The organism is Microlunatus speluncae (genome assembly GCF_009299835.1).
Classification (GTDB): Bacteria; Actinomycetota; Actinomycetes; order Propionibacteriales; family Propionibacteriaceae; genus Microlunatus; species Microlunatus speluncae.
The window spans coordinates 505,447-523,348 of the sequence record NZ_VKCZ01000014.1; the positions used below are offsets into that span (position 1 = coordinate 505,447).

Consider the following 17,902-nt stretch of genomic DNA (forward strand, 5'->3'; position numbering starts at 1 on the left):
CGACCCGAAACGGCGCGCGTCAACTCGGGTTGATGTCGGTTGAATCGCGCGGTGAGAGGTTGAGCGGGCTGTGGTGAACATTGATGATCTGAAGGGCATGGCGGACGTCGAGTTCAATTTCGACACGTCGACGACGGTGAAGGCGGCGTTTCGGGCGGCGGCCACGGATGTGGAGGCGCAACGGTCCGATCGGTCGACGTGGCGTTCGGATGGGCTGAAGGACTTCAAGGGCCACTTCTCGGAGGTGTTCTCCCAGAACGGGACCACGCAGTTGGGTGACCTGACCGAGGTCGTGTCGGCGCTACGGGCGGTGGCCTCGAAGATCGAGGACGTCGAGGAGGCGGCACGGGCGGAGAACGCCCGGCGGAAGACGGCGCGCGACTGGGCCCAGCGCCAGGACGACCGGAATGCGTTGGAGCGGGGCTGGGACAACGTGTTCGGTGGCGAGGATCCGCCGGACACCAACATCAGCGAGACGGGTCCGTCGGCGTCGGCGGCGGCGCCGCGGTCGGGGACGCGGGAAACCCCGACCCCGAGCGGCGGCAGCGGTGGCGGCGGAGGCGGGACGACGTCGGCGAAGCCGGAGAATCTGCGGTCCTTCGCGTCGAGCACCTCGGGTGGGGATGAGGCGTTCTCGGATCGGGCGGGGACCCTGCAAACGCAGTGCGGCAACTTCGATTCGGACTGCAAGTGGGCGACGTTGGATGCGTCGGGCCCGATCCAGGGTCTGAAGGACTGGCTGCGGCTCAACGGTGAGGACGGCACGTGGGCCAACACCGTGGCCGACGCGTTTGCCAAGGCCGGTGGCGAAGGCAACGTGTCGACGTTGTCGAACAGCACGATCGAGGCGGCCCTGCGCGCGGCCAATGTGTCGGTCAACCGACAGGACATCGTCATCGACCCGGCCACCGCGCACGGTTCGCCGCCCACCACCGGCTACTCCGACGACCCGATCAACACCGCGACCGGCAACTTCATCGAGAACGAGTGCGACCTCGCGTTCACCGGCGCCACGTCCGAGCTGGGCCTGACCCGGACCTACAACTCACTGAGCCGGGCCGTCGGCGCGTTCGGGCTCGGCTGGACGTCGTGGACCGAGGCCGGGCTGACCCTGACCGATGAGGCGGCCCGGCTCCGGCTGTCCGACGGCCGCGAGATCGTCTTCCCTCGCCTCGGTAACGGCTGGGACCGGGCCACCGGCGAGAACCTGTGGCTGACCCGGCACTCGGTAGAAGACGGGCCGGGCCCGGGTTACACGGTGCGGAACTCGACCGGCCTGCGCTGGGTGCTCGGCGCCGACGGCCGGCTGATCGCGACCGACCACGGTCCGGGGACCAAGATCAGCTTCGGGTACGACGACGCCGGCCGGCTGATCACGCTGAGCCACGAGCTCGGCCGGTCCGTCGAACTGCACTGGGACGACGAGTCCGGCCGGATCGCCGCGGCGACCGCTTCCGACGGCCGCCGGGTGACCTACGACTACGACAGCGCCGGCCGACTGGTCGCCGCCGACACCCCGGCCGGCCGCCGAAGCTACCGCTGGAACGACGCCGACCTGGTCGATGCGGTGTTCGACGCCGACCAGGTGTTGGAGGCCGAGAACACGTACGACGAACAGGGCCGGGTCACCACCCAGCTGTCCCCGTTCGGCCGGTTGACCCGCTTCGTCTACCTGCCGGGCGGGGTGACCGAGGTCTCCGATATCGATGGCACCCGGGCCAACACCTGGATCGCCGACGGCAAGGGCCGCCTGATCGGTGTCATCGATGCCGATGATCATCGCCAGTCGACCAGCTACGACCGGCACGGTAACCCGGTCATGATCACCGAGCGCAACGGTGCGACCACCGTCAACAGCTACGACCAGCGCGGCCGGCGGATCGGCCAGGTGCTGCCGTCCGGAGCCCGGGCGCACTGGGCCTACGACGAGGTCGACCGGCCGATCACCGTCCTGATCACCAGCAAGGATGATCATGGCGGCCCGGTCGAGGCGATCACGCATTACAGCTACGAGGGCGATTCGCGCGATCCGTCCCGGGTGATCGATCCCGAGGGCGGGGTCACGCTGATGACCTGGGTCGACGGCCTGCTGAAGAAGATCATCGACCCGGTCGGCGTCACGCTGCAGTTCGATCATGACGAGCACGGCGAGCTGATCTCCAGCACCGACGCCGCCGGTAACGTCGCGCGGCTGGAGCGGGATGATCTTGGTCGGGTGACCGGGGCGATCACGCCGTTGGGCCACCGGACGACGTACCGCTACGACGGCGCCGGCGCGTTGCTGTCCCGACACGATCCCGACGGCGCGATCTGGCGCTACGAGACCTCGACCGCCGGCCGGGTCACCGCCATGATCGACCCGCTGGGCGGTCGGACCGAGATCGAGTACGGCGAGCACGGTGAGCAGTCCCGGACCATCGACCCGCTCGGCCGGGCCCTGAGCCAGAGCTATGACGACCTGGGCAATCAGACCCGGACCGAGTTGCCCGACGGCAGCGCCTGGGAGTTCGGCTACGACGCGATGTCCCGGCCGACCTCCCGGACCGATGCCGCCGGCGGCCGGTGGGAGATCGACTACGACGTCCAGGGATTCCTGACCCGGACGGTCGATCCGACCGGGGTCGAGCAGACCGTGCAGCGGGACCGCCAGGGCCGGCCGACCCGGTTCGGTGATCGGCTGGGCCAGTCGACCACGGCCTACGACGCCCTCGGCCGGACCGTGGCCGAGACCGGGCCGGACGGCACGACCGCCCGCTTCCGCTACGACCTCAGCGGCCAGCTGATCGAGCACACCGACCCGACCGGCGCCACCACCCGCTTCCGGCGGGACGTCGCCGGTCGCGTCGTCGCGGTCACGCATCCGCTGGGCACCACGTACCGCTACGAGTACGACGCCTGCGGTCGCCGGTCGGCGACGATCGACACCGACGGCTCCCGCTACGAGTTCAGTTATGACGCCGACGGCCGGCTGATCCGCGAGGACTGGCCGACCGGCGAGCAGGCCTGGCTGGCCTACGACGCGTGCGGCCGGGTGACCGAACGGTTCGAACCGGGCAAGGGGACCTCGACCTTCGGCTACGACAAGGCCGGCCGGACGATCCGGCTGAACGACGGCTGGTACGGCCGCCGCCGGCTGCAGTACGACGCGGCCGGACAGCTGGTCGGCGTGGTCAACGGCGCCGGTGGTCAGACCCGGTTCGAGTACGACGAGGTCGGCCACTGCGTCGCCGTCGTCGATCCGCTGGGCCAGCGGACCGAGCGGCGCTTCGACGTGCTGGGCCGGATCACCGCCGAGATCGATCCGCTCGGCCGGACCACCCGCTACGGCTACGACGCGGCCGGTCGGCAGACCCGCCGGATCGACCCGACCGGAGCTGAGCTGTCGTGGACGTACGACAACACCGGCCGGCTCACCGAGACCCGGGCCGGCGACCGGCTGCTCTCCCGGATCGAACGTGACCTCACCACTCGCACCGTCCGGGTGCACGAGGGCGACACGGTCACCGAACTCGTCCGGGATGAAACCGGCCGACTGATCCGCCGCAGTCGTGGCCGCGACGGCGCTTCCGAAACCGGCGTCGCGCTGTCCTGGAGCTACGACGGCGACGGCCGCCGGACCTCGTTCACCCGCAGCGACGGCTCCCAGACCCGTTACGAGTACGACCGGGCCGGCCGCGTCACCGCGGTGACCGAGCCGGGTCTGGGCCGGGCGGCGATCGAGCGGGACGGCATCGGCCGGATCGTGTCGATGGCCGCGCCCGGGCTGCACGCGACCTGGGTCTGGGACGGCGGTGCGATCGTCCGGCACCGGGTGGTTCGGCACGGGGTGACCGAGTCGACAGAGATCGAGCGCGATGCCGCCGGCCGGGTGATCGCCCAGGTCAGCAACGACCTCCGCACGGACTACGGCTATGACCCGGCCGGGCAGCTGGTCGAGGCCCGCCGGAGCGACGGGTCGGTGACCGGTTACACCTACGATGCCGCGGGTCGGTTGATCCGGGAGGTCACCGACGGTCGGACCACCGACTTCGACTACGACCGGGCCGGGCAGTTGCTGACCCGTCGCGGCTCGGCCGGCGTGACCGAGTACGGCTATGACGCGTCCGGTCGCCGGACCCGTGAGGTCGGTCCGGAAGGGGAGCGGCGGTTCGGCTGGGATCCGCGCGGGTTCCTGGCCCGGATCACGACCATCACCCGCAGCCAGGACAAGATCATCGCCCGGACCCGGGACGCGTCACCGGAGGAGGCGACGATCCGGGATTTCCAGGTCGACGCCCTGGGCGAGCTGGCGGCCGTCGATGATCAACCGGTGGCCTGGGATTCGGCCGCCGACCTGCCGCTGTTGGCGCAACTCGGCGACCTCTCGGTCTCCAGTTTCGGTCCGCTGACGGCCCTGCTGCCGCCGGATGCGGCCGGTAGCGCGGGCGAGCAGGGCGAATGGGTGACGCCGGACTGGCGCCCGCGCTCCACCGGGACCGATCCGTGGGGGGTCGCGCCGGGCGTCCAGCGGGCCGGGATGCCGTCCGGGGTCGCCGTCGGCGGCCAGGGCAACCTGCTGGTCGACGGCCGGGAGTGGATGCAGGCGCGGGTCTACGACCCGAGCAGCCGCGGGTTCCTGTCCACCGATCCGCTGGATCCGGTGCTCGGCACCGGTTGGGCCGGGAACCCGTACTCCTTCGCCGGCAACGACCCGATGAACCAGTCGGATCCGTGGGGCCTGCAGCCGGTCACCGACGAGGAACTCCAGGCCTACCGCGACTCCAACAACGGCGCCCTGGCCGCCGCCTGGAACGCGACGACCTCGTGGGTCGCCGACAACTGGGAGTACATCGCCGCCGGCGCCATGATCGTGGCCGGCGTGGCCCTGATGGCCACCGGCGTCGGCGGCCCGGTCGGTCTCGCGCTGGCCGGCGGTGCCCTGTCGATGGGCATGTCGGTCGCGCAGCAGAAGGCGACCAACGGCTCGGTCGACTGGGGCCAGGCCGCCTTCGACGGCGCCGTGGGCATGATCCCGATCCCCGGCGCGGCCGCGTTGAAGGGCGGCGCCAAGCTGCTCAAGGGAGCCGGCGGCAAGCTGATGTCGAAGATGTCCGGGACGGCGAAGAACGCCTGCTTCGTGGCGGGAACGCAGGTCCTGCTGGCCGACGGCAGTTCGGCGTCGATCGAGGACATCCAGGTCGGCGACGAGGTGGTGGCGACCGACCCGGAGACCGGCGAGACCCACGGCCGGCGGGTGGTCGACACCTACGTCCACGAGAACACGCCGACCTACGACGTGATCACGAACACGGGGACCGTGACCTCGACCGAAGAACACCCGTTCTACGTTCCGGGTAAGGGCTGGGTGCCGGTTCGTGACCTCCAACCCGGAGACACCCTGGTCGATGCCAAAGGCAGTGAGGTCGAGGTCGCTCGGGTCCGGCCGACGGGCGAAACGGCGACGGTCTACAACTTCCACGTCGAGGGCCTGCACACGTACCACGTCCAGGCAGGTGTCGCCTGGCTCCTCGTGCACAACCGCTGCTCGGCCGAGATGGATTCCTTCATGGCCAACGGGGCCACGGTCCGGCACAGCAGCACCGCTACCGCGATCGGCGACGACGCGGCGACGTTGACGAACTACGGCCGGTCACAGGGCACCGGCGGCATGCATGACGTGATCGTCCACGGAACCTCGGAAGGACGCGCGGTGATCGTCGAGCACGGGGTCAAGAAGGGGAAGGAGTTCGTGGACGGAACCGTGACCCACACTCAGCAGATCGTCGATGCGGTCCTCCAGAACCCGAGTTACACCGGCCAGCCGATCCGGCTCGTCATGTGCCATGGTGGACGCGAGGCGGCCCCCGAGATCGCCAGGACGTTGGGCGTCGACGTCATCGCCACAACCCGGAAGGCTCAGTTGAGTCCCGTGACCGGTGAACTGCTGCAAGGAGCATTCTGATGGCGGCCGATGGACCAGTCCTCAGGCCGCTGGGCACCCTCGGACCGCCGCCGGACGGCACGCCCTGGTCGGCCGACCAGCTCGATCGGACTCATCCGATCGATCCGGACCTGAAGGAACGGGTGATCACGTACCTGAGCGGCTGCCCGCTCTTCCTGGCCTGGATGGAGTACACCCGCGACGAACTCGGTGACCGGTTCGGCGTGGCCGGGGGATCGGCCATCGCGTCGGACGGCCTGTACTACTGGCGCCTGGACGCCATCGACTACCTCCGCGAGTACGACATCGCCGTACCACCGGAGGCGATCGGACACTTCGAGTCGCGGCAGTGGCAACCACCGGAATTCGACCGACCGGACTACCTGGCGATCTACCAGAAGCTGGAAGACCTGCTGGTCCCCGGCTTCTGACGCCAGGCCCGCGGCGATCTATACGTTCCCTGAGCCTGTCGGTTTGTTCGTTCCCTGAGCCCGTCGAAGCATGTCCTGAGCCTGTCGAAGGGGGCATGCCAGGATCCCTCGTTGATCAACTCCGTTGCACCGTGATGTCGCCGTGCCGGGTGCGGGCGAAGATCGAGACCTTGGGGTCGGCGGGGCGCGGCTTGCTCGGTGCGGCGACGTAGTTGTGGACGGCGCCGCGCTCGCTGTTCACGTCGACGGAGGCGGCCGCGTCCTCGCTGATGCCGATCTCGATGTCGCCCGAGGCGTTGCGGAGCTTGGCCCGGCCGTTGGTCATCCGGCCGATCCGGATGGCACCGCCCGCGGTCTCCACGGCGACGTCACCGTCGGCGCGATCGATGTCGAAGGTCGAGTTGGCGCCGCCGAGGGTCAGGTCGCCCGCGGCGTGACCGATCCAGGTCCGGCCACCGGCGTTGGCGAAGCTGACCGGGCCGGCGGCCTCGGCGATCCGCAGCGAGAAGGAGGCGCCTTCGATGTCGGCGCGGCCGCCGATCCGGCCGATCTCGACGTCACCGGAGGCGATGCTCGCCCGCAGGCCGGCAACGTGCTCGAGCCGCGCCCGGCCCGAGGCCTGGTGCAACTCGCTTGCGCCGAACAAGCCGTCGGCCTGCACGGTCGAGTACGCCAGGTAGGCGGCCAGGGCGGAGCCGGTCGGCAGGTCGATGGTGATCGCGACCGACCCGTCCTTGGCGCCGGCGGTCTTCGTCTTGACCGAGAGCCGGCCACCCGCGAACTCGACCTCGGTCCGTTCCGCCACCTTGATCGACAACGCGTCGCCATTGAGCGGCCGTACGTCGACGACCGTGTCGGTCCGGTCACTCGCGGTGATCCGCACCCGGGCGCCGGCGACCTCGACGGTGGCGGCGATCGGGCTCGGGGTGGCAAAGGTGGGCATCTCGGTTCTCCCTCGGGTTCGTTCGTGCTCTTGGGACAACCATCGGCGCCGGTTCCGCCACCGTCCTGACACCCTCCTGACACGGCGGCTGACACGGCGGCCCTCTGATAGACAGTGCCGGTGATGAGTGAGGTGACGTACCTGGAGCGAGCGGTCGAGCTCGCCGTGCGCAGCGTCGCCGACGGTGGGGGCCCGTTCGGTGCGGTGATCGTCCGTGACGGCGAGGAGCTCGCGACCGGGGAGAACCGGGTGACCCGGGACAACGACCCGAGCGCCCATGCCGAGGTGGTGGCGATCCGGCGGGCCTGCCGGGAGGCCGGCACGTACTCGTTGTCCGGTTGTGTGCTGTACGCATCCTGCGAGCCGTGCCCGATGTGCCTGAGCACCTCCCTGTGGGCCCGGCTGGACGAGGTCGTCTACGCCGCCGACCGGTACGCCGCGGCACGCAGCGGATTCGACGACCTGGAGTTCTACGAGCTGCTCCGCCGGGAGCGGCGGAACTGGCCGATCCTGCTGCGCCGGCACGAGCTGCCGCAGGCCGAGGCGCCCTTCGAAGCTTGGAACAACCTCGACGACAAGGTCGACTACTGACCTTCGCTCCTGGGGCACCTGTCAGCCGGGTGACCGGCACCTGAAAGCATGGCGTCAGCCGCAGCTACAGGAGATTGCATGCCCGAGTCAGCGACCCGGAATCCGCGCGTCCTCGTCGTCCAGAACACCCCGGCGGGAGGCCTGGGCCGGTTCGAAGGGTGGTGGCGCGAGGCCGGGGTCGAGGTCGACATCGTGCCCGCCTACACCGGCGCCCCGATCCCCGATCTCGATGATCATGACGGCCTGGCGCTGCTCGGCGGCGGCCTGATGCCGGACGACGACGAGCGCGGACCCTGGCTCGCGCGGGAGCGCGAGGTCACCCGGCAGGCGCTGGACCGGGCGGTGCCGGTGCTCGGCATCTGCCTCGGCGGCCAACTGCTGGCCCACGTCGCCGGCGGTACGGTGCGGGCCGATCACGGCGAGCCGGAGGCGGGCAGCACCCGGCTGATCACCCACGAGCCGGCCGGTCAGGATCCGCTGTTCGCCGACCTGACTCCGACCTTCCTGGCGACGGAGCACCACGTCGACCAGATCACCGAGGTGCCGCCCGGTGCCGTCCTGTTGGCCAGCAGCGAACGCTGCCCGATCCAGGCCTTCCGGGTCGGGGACTCGGCCTGGGGCGTGCAGTTCCATCCCGAGATCGACGTGCGGCGGGTCCAGGCCTGGGACCGCGACCGGCTGATCGAGCAGGGTTTCGACCCGGACGAAGTCGTACGTCGAGCGGCCGCCGACGAACCGATCACCGCTCCGATCTGGCGCACCTTCGCCGAACGCTTCGCCGCGGTCGTCCGGTCCGGCACTTCAGTACGAACGCACTGAGCCCCTTTCGGTCCCTGAGAGCCCGGATCCACCGATGATCTTGGAACTGTCGTGTTGCATCCACCTGTCCGGGCGGAGCTGCCGCTTGTTCGTTCCCTGAGCCTGTCGAAGGGCAAGCCAGGCCGGTGCGCCTCTGTTGGGGTTTCGGCCTGTCGGCCGGAAAAGACGCGCCAAGGACGGACGGGTTCGAGCCGTCGGCCGGAATCGCGGCCGGCCACCGGTCCGGCGCTGGGATCGGAGGCACTCAGCGAGTGGTCACTTTGGGCGCGGATCCTCGCCTGGGAGCTGCCCAAACTGTCCACTCGACGCCTGCCGTAAGCGATCTCGGTTGCGGATCGGCGCCGACTGCGCCGAGTGTGACCTTATCCACGCGAGTTGGACGAATTCAGGTGGGAAAGTGCACTCTCGACGCAAGCTCGGCCACGCACCGTGCCGACTCAACGTCAGCGGCGGAACGCGAGCGGGCGGCCCGGAGCCGACCAGCACCCGAACCCGGCCCCTCTTGGTGCCAAGAAGGTCTCCGAAGACTCAACCGGCAGTGATCGGAGGCACTCAGCGAGTGGTCACTTTGGGCGCGGATCCTCGCCCGGGAGCTGACCAAACAGTCCACTCGACGCACGCCGGCGGGTGATCTCGGTGATCGCGATTCCACGAGCCCTGCCGAGCTCAGCGGTGGATCCGGGCTGAGCCTGTCGAAGCATGTCCTGAGCCTGTCGAAGGGGGCGAGCCAGAGGCATCCGACCTGCTCTTCGACAGGCTCAAGGGAACGAGACCGGCGACAAACCAGTGGCCGGGCGGAGCGGCGGCCGGGTACGGTCCGCGCATGCGAGATCGCCCGCCGGACTTCGACGAGGAGGACCTGATCAAGACCTTGACCGAGGGCTGGCGGATCGAGCCGGTGATCTTGGAGTATGCCCCGGTCGGCTTCGGCGACTACCACTGGACGGCGAGCAGCGCGGCGGGTGATCGCTGGTTCGTCAAGGTGGCCGATCTGACCCAGAAGAGCCATTGTGGGCCTGATCCGGTGTCCGCCGCGATCGGGTTGGAGCGGGCCATGGACACGGCTGCCGAGCTGGCCCTCCGGCCGGAGTTGGCCTTCGTCGCCGGCCCGGTGCGCGGCGTCGACGGCCGCTCCGTGCGGCCCTCCGGGCCGCGCTATGCCGTCAGCGTGTTCCCGCACCTCGACGCGGAGCCCGGCTCCTTCGACCGGAAACGGACCGCGGCCGAGCTGTCGGACGTGATCGACGTGCTGGCCGCCCTGCACGATGCCGAGCCGGTGGCGGGGACGCCAGAGCAGCGGTTCGAGCTGACCCGGCGGGACACGGTCCTGGCGTCCCTCGAGTCGACCTCGGCGGACTGGCCGGACGCCGGGCCGTTCACGGCGGCGGCGCGCGGGCTGCTCGCCGATCATCGGGAGGGCGTGCGGCGGGCGCTGGCCGAATTCGACCGGATCGCCGTCACGATGCCCACCGAACCGGCCGAGTTGGTGATCACTCACGGCGAGCCGCACCCGGGCAACCTGTTGCGTGATCAAGGTCCGGTCGACTCCCGTGGTCCGGCGGGCTATCACCTGATCGACTGGGACACCGTGGGACTGGCCGTCCCGGAACGGGATCTGGCCGGGATCGACGCGGCTCCGGAGCACCTGGACCGCTACCGGGCGGCGACCGGGCACCGTGTCGACCGGTCGTTGATCAGGGGCTATCACCTCCGCTGGGACCTGGAGGAGGTCGGCATCTACGTCGACCAGCTCCGGAACGATCATGATCGATCGGCCGATACCGAGCTGGCCTGGGACGGGCTGGTCGAGTCGATCGGCCGGCTCGCCGCCCAGCCGGCCGGCCACTGATGGCTGCGGTGATCACGCCGGCCGACCGCGACCGGGATGCCGCGATCCTGGCCGGCCTCCGGGCCGACTCCGCGGCCGAGATCGATCCGTACTCGACCCTGGAGGCGGTGCCGACCGCCGCCGACCTCGCCGGCGCCCTGGGGTCCGGCCATCCGGCTCTGATCGCCCGGGGTCAGGACGACCGGATCCATGGCTACGGGCTGGTGCGCGGCTGGGTCGAGGCCGACGGGACGGAGGTGCGGCTGCTCGATGTGTGGGCCGTCCCCGACGGTCGGCGGACCGAGACCGAGTCGGCGCTCTTCGAGGCTGTGGCGTCGGCGATCGAGCAGCTGAGCCCGGCCGGCCATCGGATCGTGCTCGGCGCCAACAGCCGGGACGACGAGCAGGACCGGTCCGACCTGCTGCGCCGGCTCGGCTTCGCCCCGACCTTCGACATGGTCGAACTGGAGCTGACCGAGCGTCCGCTGCGCTCGCCGTTGCCGAACGGGATCAGGCTGCGCACGGCTCGGCCGGACGACGCCGAGGCGGTGTCCCGGCTGCTGGCGCGGGTGTGGGCCGGGCGACCGTACTTCACACCGCCCGGGCCGGACCAGGTCGAGGACTGGCTGGCCGAGGCGGACCTGGAGCTCTACCTGCTGGCGGAGAACGAGGCCGGGCTGGTCGGACTGGCCTCCGCGGAGTTCGGCGGCGACCGGGCCGAGGTCGACGACCTCGGGGTCGATCCGGCGGTTCGCGGCCGTGGGCTGGGCTCGGCGCTGGTGACCGACCTGCTCGACCGGCTCGCTGAGCGAGGCGCCACACGGGTGCGGCTGCACACCGAAGGCCACGATCCGGCCGGGGCGCTGCGGCTCTACCTGCGGCTGGGCTTCACGATCGTCGGCCGCAGCCACCGGTTCCGGCGCGCCCTGTGGCCGGGCGCCGGGCCCGGGTGACCACTCAGTCCTCGGAACCCTCCGACTTTGCATCCTCGAGGTTCTTCTTCGCCGACTTGTGTTGCGGCGACTCCGGATTGGCGCCCGCGGGAAGGTCGTCCGACCGGCGGGCGTCGTCCTCGAGGTCCTGCAGTTCGGACTCCTGCTCCGGCTGCTGATCACGATCCGGCATGGTGATTCCTTCCTCGAGGTCATTCGCTGAGCTGCTCGGGTCAACGCCACCATGATCGAGACGGGGACGCAACTCCGCCGCGCGTTCCGTGGCAGGATCGAACCGACCGCCCGGTCCGTCGCCGGCGGAGGTGAGGAGACGGGGAATGGAGCAGCCGGCGTCCGATCCGTGGCCCGACGGCCGCGATGAGACCGAGAACCAGCGGATGGACCGGAACTGGAACGAGCTGCTGCAGGAGCTCCGGGTCACCCAGACCGGCACCCAGATCCTGTTCGGGTTCCTGCTCGCGGTCGCGTTCCAGCCGCAGTTCGACAAGCTCGACCAGTTTCAGCTCACCGTGTATCTGATCTTGGTGATCCTGGCCGCCACGACGACCGCACTGGCCCTGGCACCGGTCAGCCTGCACCGGGCCTTGTTTCGGCGGGGCCAGAAGGCCGACGTCGTCAAGCTCGGCCATCGCCTGGTCGTGCTGGCGCTGGTCGGGGTAGCCCTGACTCTGACCGGGACCACCCTGTTGATCTTCGACGTCACCGTCGGTCGACCCTGGTCGTTCCTCGCCGGAGCCGGCGCCCTGATCATGATCGCCGCCGTGGGCATCCTGCCCCGGCTCCTGGTGCGCCGCTGACCGCTTGTTCCGTTCCCTGAGCCTGTCGAAGGGCAAGCCACCTGGAAGCTCCGTCCCTCACGGCCAGTGGATCTGGTCTGCCCTTCGACAAGCTCAGGGAACGGAACAAGCGTCGGACCCGGGTGACCGTCCGGTCGAGGAAGCTGCCAGACTCGGCCGGAGGCACACGAATGCGCGAAGATGATCACAGCCCGACACCGCGACATCATCCGCTGGTGGGAGCCGGGATCGTCGCCATGGGTGGCGCGGTCGGGACCGCGGGGCGGGCCCTGCTCGATGAGGCGATCCCGGACCTCCTGGCGGTGCCGTTCGGCATCCTGGTGATCAACCTGACCGGTGCGTTCCTGCTCGGCCTGCTGCTTTCGGTGTTGCGCCGGTTCGGCCCCGACACCGGTCGGCTGCAGACGGTGCGGCTGCTCTGCGGCACCGGAGTGCTCGGCGGCTACACCACCTACAGTGCCTTGGCGGCCGACTCGGTGCTGTTGATCGACGGTGGCGACCTGGCGCGGGGGCTCGGCTACGCGCTGATCACCGTGCTGGCCGGGGCCCTGCTCAGCTGGGCCGGCCTCGCCGCGGGCCGTGGTCGGCGGGCATCGTGAGCGGACCCATGTTGATCATGATCGCGGTCGCCGGGGGAGTGGGGGCGGCGCTGCGCTTTCTGGTGGACCTGGCGATCCAGCGGCGGCTGGCGGATCGGTCGGCGCTTCCGTGGGGCACGATGGTGATCAATCTCAGCGGCTCGCTGCTGCTCGGCCTGATCACCGGCTACGTCAGCGGCCACGTGGACCAGGCCTGGGCGACGGTGGCCGGGGTCGGCCTGCTGGGCGGCTACACGACGTTCAGCACCGCCAGCGTCGAGACCGTACGACTGCTGGCGGACCGGCGGTACCGCGACGGCCTGATCAACGGGCTCGGGATGCTGTTCGGGTCGGTCCTGCTGGCGTACGCGGGGCTGCTGGTCGGCCGGCTCGGCTGACCGGGTTCGTACGTGATCAAACAGACACTCGACCCCCGTTCAAGATCTTGACCGGGCGGTCAATCAAGGACCTACTATGGAGTCATAGTGATCCGCCGGAGGTCGACGGATCCTCAAGAGAGGAAGAGATCTCCATGCGTAAGTGGACTCGATGGCAGGACTGGGTCGCCCTGGTGGTCGGGGTGTACGCGTTCCTGTCGCCCATCTGGACCCAGGCGACGATGGCCGCCACCTGGTCGATGATCGTGCTCGGCGTCCTGCTCGCGGGCAGCGCCCTGTGGTCGCTCGCCGCTCCCGGCGCCGTGGCCTCGGAATACATCCATGCGGCCCTCGGGCTGTTGATGTTCGTCTCGCCCTGGGTGCTCGGCTTCGCCGGCGTCACCGGCATGGCGTGGACGGCCTGGATCCTCGGCATCATCGCCCTGGCCACCGGCATCTGGGCGATTCCGTCCAGCAACCGGGCGCATCACCACGCGGTCCCGCAGAGCTGACGGACCGCCTCAACCCATTCACCCTTGCGGGCCGGGAGACCGGCCCGCAAAGCTTTGTCCAGCAGCAATCCCTCCCACGACGACCAGCGGCGAAGGCGGACCATGGCACGGCGATCAGACCAACCGGCAACCGACAACGCGGCCCGGGAGCGGATCCTGGACGCCGCCGAGGAACTGTTCGCCGGCACCGGCTTCGACGCCACCCCGACGGCCAAGATCGCCGCGGCCGCCGGGACACCGAAGGGGCTGCTGTTCTACTACTTCCCCAAGAAGATCAACATCCTCACCACCCTGTTCGCCGAACGGATGCCGGTGGCTCCGCTGTGCGACGTCGACCGGGTTGCGCGCCACGGCGACGTCGTCGGGTCGCTCCGCCGGCTGGCCCGCGGCCTCGACCTGGGCAGACACGAGTCGGTGTTGCTGCGGACGGTGCTGATGCGCGAGGTGGACACCCATCCGGAGGTGCGCGGTCACCTGCGCCGGCTCACCGACGGGCTGGTGGAGCTGACCGAGTCGGTGCTCGACGCAGCGGCCGCGTCGCCGCCGGATGCCCGACGGCGACGCGACGCTGCCCGTACCTTCGTCGCGGTGATGCTGTTCGACGCCAACAACCGCCGGTTCGACGGCCGGCAGCCGGACCTAGCCGCGGCCGCCCGCGTCGTCGCCGCCGGCCTCACCGGCGGCTGACCCGAGCCGTTGCAGCTCGGTCGGCAGGACGCCGGCCGTGATCACGCCGAGGCGCCGGGTCGCCCGGGTCACCGCGACATAGAGATCGGAACGGCCGCGGGGGGAGTCCCGCAGGATGGTCCCGGGATCGGCGATCAACACGGAGTCGAACTCGAGCCCCTTGACCTGGTCCACGTCGAGCACCGCCGCGGCCGCGTCGAGCACCTCCGACCCGGTGCCGTGGGCGAGCCCCGGCACCCGCTCACCGAGCGACACGGCCAATTCCCGATAGCGCGACCGGGGCACGATCACGGCCAGTCGGCCGTCGCCGAGCCGCTCCCGCTCCGCCGTGATCGCCGCGGCGACGGCGTCGACCAGGTCCGCCTCTCGGACACAGCGGCTCAGCGGCCGGACGCCGGTCGATCGCACCGAGGTCGGTGGCCGCAACTCCGGATCGACGGCGGCGAGGACGTCGCCGGCCACCGCCATGATCTCGCTCGGCGTCCGGTAGTTCACCGTCAGTTCGGCCGTACGCCAGCGGCCCGCGGCGTAGCCGTCGAGCAATTCGGCCCAGGACCGCACCCCGGTCTCGGTGCCGGCCTGAGCCAGGTCGCCGACGAGGGTCATCGAGCGCCGCGGGCAGCGCCGCATCAGCATCCGCCAGTCCATCGGCGACAGCTCCTGGGCCTCGTCGACGATCACGTGTCCGAACTGCCAGGTCCGGTCGGCGGCGGCCCGTTCGGCGATCGTGCTGGTCACCTCGTCCCGCGGCCGGGTGCGGTCGGCCATCACCCCGATGAAGTCCTCGATCTCCCACGGCTCGAGGGTGATCCGGTCGGACGCGAGCTCGCTGAGCACGACCCCGCGGGTGTACTCGAGATGATCGGCCTCGGCCGACGCTTTGGCCGCCTTCGCCCGGCGCCGCTCGCGTACCGTCGCCTCGGAATCGCCGACCAGCTCGGCCGCCTCGTCCAGCAGGGCCACGTCGGCGGGGGTCCACGCGGCGCCGGGGTCCCGGCGCAATGCGGCCCGCTCGGTGGCGTCCAGCTCCGGTGCCACCGCTTCGAGGAACTCCGGCCAGGCCCAGAGCCGGCTCAACAGCCGCTCCGGCGCGAGGTCCTGCCGGACGCCGTCGCGGCGGAGCAGCCGGACCGCCCGGGCGATCACCTCGGCCATCAGGAGATCGCCCTTGAGCCGGCGGGCGGCCGGCGCTTCGTCGGCGGTCGCGGACAACCCCGGATAGAGATCACCCACCGTCGACAACACGACATCGGTCTCACCGAGCGACGGCAGCACCTGGTCGATGTAGCGCAGGAAGGTCGAGTTCGGACCGACCACCAGCACCCCGCGCCGGGACAGTTGCTCCCGATGCGAGTAGAGCAGATAGGCGGCGCGATGCAGCGCGACCACGGTCTTGCCGGTGCCGGGACCGCCCTGGACCACCAGGATGCCGGGCAGGCCGGACCGGACGATCTGGTCCTGCTCCGCCTGGATCGTGGCGACGATCTCGCCCATCCGTCCGGTCCGGTCGGCCGACACCGACGCGAGCAGCGCCGCCTCGCCGGTGAGCGAGCGCCGAGCTTGATCATCGAGCCCGGTCGAGTCGAGCAGATCGTCGTCGACCCCGACCACCCGCCGGCCGTCGAGCCGGATGTGTCGCCGTCGTTGCACCCCGAGCGGGGCGGCGGCGGTGGCCCGGTAGAAGGACTGCGCCACCGGCGCCCGCCAGTCGATGAGCAACGGCTCGTACTCGTCGTCGAAAAGGCCGATCCGACCGATGTAGAAATGTGATCGATCGATGCCATCGATCCGACCGAAACACAATCCGCGTTCGACCGTCGACAATTGACTGGACCGGCCGGAATAGAGCCGCGCGAAAGACTCCCGCTCCGAGGCGGCCTGGTCGGTCTCCGTCGTCGGGCCGAGATGGGCGCGATCCAGTTGCTCCGCCGATCGGGTCTTGGCCCGGTCGAGGCGTGCGTACAGGCTGGTGACATAGGCCTGTTCGCGCTCGATCTCCTGGTGGTTCGAGTTGTTGATCATGCACGCTCCGATCTCGCTGGATGCTGGTTGACGAACCTCGGCCAATGGGCTAATCTGAAAATGTGCACCGGAAATCGGTGCATTTTCTTTTGGGCACACAAACTCAAAAGAATATCAATTTCCCGGCGTCCGATCAATGCAGCTCGGTGAATCGGTGAATAGCTCTATTTCCCGTTGTGAATGATTCGACGGTTGTCGCTTGCGGTCGGTCTGGCCCATACTCAGACCCACTGTCGTTCAGACCGGAGGATCTCGATGCACCCCCGAAAGACCGCTCTCGCCGCCGTTGCGGCTCTCAGCCTCGCCCTGGCCGCCTGCGGCACGACCGGGCAGACCGGGCCCGGTGCCGGCCAGCTGACCGGGCAGGGCACCGGTGACAGCTGCGTGATCGAGGGGCCGGTGAAGGTGGGTGCGGCCCTCAGCCTGACCGGTGGCGCGGCGAGCTACGGGGCGTCGCAGCAGAAGGGTCTCGAGCTGGCCGCCGAGCACCTGGCCGAGAAGGGCGGCGTGAAGTACGAGCTCGCCGTCGAGGACGACGCCACCGATCCGCGGCAGGGGATCACCGTCTTCGAGCAGCTGATCGAGAAGGGGATGAGCGTGATCATCGGCCCGACCCTCTCCAACGGCGCCTTCCAGGCCCAGCCGATCGCCCAGGAGGAGAAGGTGCCGGTGCTGGCGATCTCCAACACCGCCGACGGGATCACCGCCCAGGGCAACTACATCTTCCGGGACTCGCTGACCGAGGGTCAGGTGATCCCGCAGACCGTCGCCGCGGCCAAGGCGAAGTACGGGCTGAAGAAGGTCGTCGTGATGTACAGCAACGACGACGCCTTCACCGAGTCCGGCTACAAGGTGTTCGCGTCCGCGCTGGAGCAGGAGGGCGTCGAGGTCGCGGACACCCTGACCTTCTCCAAGGCCGACACCGACTTCCGCCCGCTGCTCACCGAGGCCAAGGGCCACGCGCCCGACGCCGTCGTCGTGTCCGGCCTGATCGAGGCGGCCGTGCCGCTGGTCACCCAGGCCCGGGAGCTCGGCATCGAGGTGCCGATCGTCGGCGGCAACGGCTTCAACAACCCGGCGCTGATGAAGCAGGCCGGGCCCGCGGCCGAGGGTGTCGTGGTCGGCGCGGCCTGGAACTCCGCCTCGGACAACCCGCAGAACACCGACTTCCTGACCGCCTTCCAGGAGAAGAACCAGGCGCCGCCGGACCAGTTCGCGGCGCAGGCGTACGCCGGACTGATGATCATCGACTCGGCCGTCCGCTCGGCCTGCAACGGCGAGCGGGAAGGGATCAAGACCGGCTTCGGCACCATCGACAAGCTGCCGACCGTGCTCGGCGAGGTGACGATCAACGACCAGCGCGACATCGAGCACGAGGCCGTCGTGCAGGTGGTCAAGGACGGCAAGTTCGCGGTGCTCGAGTAACCGCGACTCCGGACCTCGA

General features: G+C 70.0%; 15 protein-coding genes. 12 read left to right on the forward strand and 3 right to left on the reverse strand.

The genetic code is table 11. The features are described 5' to 3' along the window. Nucleotides 1-70: 70 nt before the first annotated feature. Both FNH24_RS19105 and FNH24_RS19110 read left to right on the forward strand, forming a co-directional pair. Complete coding sequence (locus FNH24_RS19105; RefSeq protein WP_152363791.1) at nucleotides 71-5,941, forward strand: polymorphic toxin-type HINT domain-containing protein; 5,871 nt, start codon at nucleotides 71-73, stop codon at nucleotides 5,939-5,941. Beyond that, complete coding sequence (locus tag FNH24_RS19110) at nucleotides 5,941-6,351, forward strand: hypothetical protein (protein ID WP_152363792.1); 411 nt, start codon at nucleotides 5,941-5,943, stop codon at nucleotides 6,349-6,351. The genes FNH24_RS19105 and FNH24_RS19110 overlap by 1 nt, the downstream gene beginning before the upstream one ends. A gap of 115 nt (nucleotides 6,352-6,466) precedes the next feature. On the opposite strand, the gene FNH24_RS19115 is transcribed toward FNH24_RS19110, so the two are convergent. Further along, nucleotides 6,467-7,294 carry a DUF4097 family beta strand repeat-containing protein gene (locus tag FNH24_RS19115; protein ID WP_152363793.1) on the reverse strand — a complete coding sequence of 276 codons (828 nt, stop codon included), beginning with the start codon at nucleotides 7,292-7,294 and terminating at the stop codon, nucleotides 6,467-6,469. 123 nt (nucleotides 7,295-7,417) lie between these two features. On the opposite strand from FNH24_RS19115, the gene FNH24_RS19120 reads away from it, so the two are divergent. From FNH24_RS19120 to FNH24_RS19135, 4 genes are all read left to right on the forward strand, one after another. Then, entirely contained in the window at nucleotides 7,418-7,885 is a 468-nt protein-coding gene (locus FNH24_RS19120; RefSeq protein ID WP_152363794.1) for a nucleoside deaminase, read from the forward strand. 78 nt (nucleotides 7,886-7,963) lie between these two features. After that, nucleotides 7,964-8,704 (forward strand): type 1 glutamine amidotransferase, encoded by a 741-nt coding sequence (locus FNH24_RS19125; protein ID WP_152363795.1) that lies wholly within the window; start codon nucleotides 7,964-7,966, stop codon nucleotides 8,702-8,704. A gap of 823 nt (nucleotides 8,705-9,527) precedes the next feature. Further along, nucleotides 9,528-10,553 carry a phosphotransferase gene (locus FNH24_RS19130; protein ID WP_152363796.1) on the forward strand — a complete coding sequence of 342 codons (1,026 nt, stop codon included), beginning with the start codon at nucleotides 9,528-9,530 and terminating at the stop codon, nucleotides 10,551-10,553. 8 nt (nucleotides 10,554-10,561) lie between these two features. Then, entirely contained in the window at nucleotides 10,562-11,485 is a 924-nt protein-coding gene (locus FNH24_RS19135) for a GNAT family N-acetyltransferase (protein WP_161606207.1), read from the forward strand. Between the two features lie 4 nt (nucleotides 11,486-11,489). Here FNH24_RS19135 and FNH24_RS31525 read toward each other — a convergent pair whose 3' ends face one another. Next, nucleotides 11,490-11,657 (reverse strand): hypothetical protein, encoded by a 168-nt coding sequence (locus tag FNH24_RS31525; RefSeq protein WP_161606208.1) that lies wholly within the window; start codon nucleotides 11,655-11,657, stop codon nucleotides 11,490-11,492. A gap of 145 nt (nucleotides 11,658-11,802) precedes the next feature. Between FNH24_RS31525 and FNH24_RS19140 the strand changes: the two genes are divergently transcribed. From FNH24_RS19140 to FNH24_RS19160, 5 genes are all read left to right on the forward strand, one after another. Next, the gene (locus FNH24_RS19140; RefSeq protein ID WP_152363798.1) at nucleotides 11,803-12,282 is read left to right on the forward strand and encodes a DUF6328 family protein; all 480 of its coding nucleotides are present in this window, start codon (nucleotides 11,803-11,805) and stop codon (nucleotides 12,280-12,282) included. 215 nt (nucleotides 12,283-12,497) lie between these two features. Continuing rightward, nucleotides 12,498-12,881, forward strand: coding sequence for a fluoride efflux transporter FluC (locus tag FNH24_RS19145; protein WP_217428306.1), 384 nt, complete (start codon nucleotides 12,498-12,500; stop codon nucleotides 12,879-12,881). Then, nucleotides 12,878-13,258: a fluoride efflux transporter FluC gene (locus tag FNH24_RS19150; RefSeq protein ID WP_170304514.1), complete on the forward strand. Its 381-nt coding sequence runs from the start codon at nucleotides 12,878-12,880 to the stop codon at nucleotides 13,256-13,258. Before FNH24_RS19145 ends, FNH24_RS19150 begins: the two co-directional genes overlap by 4 nt. 134 nt (nucleotides 13,259-13,392) lie before the next feature. Next, nucleotides 13,393-13,749 (forward strand): SPW repeat protein, encoded by a 357-nt coding sequence (locus FNH24_RS19155; RefSeq protein WP_152363800.1) that lies wholly within the window; start codon nucleotides 13,393-13,395, stop codon nucleotides 13,747-13,749. 102 nt (nucleotides 13,750-13,851) lie between these two features. Next, nucleotides 13,852-14,436, forward strand: a complete 585-nt coding sequence (locus tag FNH24_RS19160; RefSeq protein WP_152363801.1) for a TetR/AcrR family transcriptional regulator — start codon at nucleotides 13,852-13,854, stop codon at nucleotides 14,434-14,436. Here FNH24_RS19160 and FNH24_RS19165 read toward each other — a convergent pair. Next, nucleotides 14,389-16,458 carry a HelD family protein gene (locus tag FNH24_RS19165; protein ID WP_152363802.1) on the reverse strand — a complete coding sequence of 690 codons (2,070 nt, stop codon included), beginning with the start codon at nucleotides 16,456-16,458 and terminating at the stop codon, nucleotides 14,389-14,391. The two genes, FNH24_RS19160 and FNH24_RS19165, sit on opposite strands and share 48 nt — an antisense overlap. A gap of 255 nt (nucleotides 16,459-16,713) precedes the next feature. On the opposite strand from FNH24_RS19165, the gene FNH24_RS19170 reads away from it, so the two are divergent. Continuing rightward, on the forward strand, nucleotides 16,714-17,883 hold the full coding sequence (locus FNH24_RS19170; RefSeq protein ID WP_152363803.1) for an ABC transporter substrate-binding protein: 1,170 nt from the start codon (nucleotides 16,714-16,716) through the stop codon (nucleotides 17,881-17,883). Nucleotides 17,884-17,902: the final 19 nt, after the last annotated feature.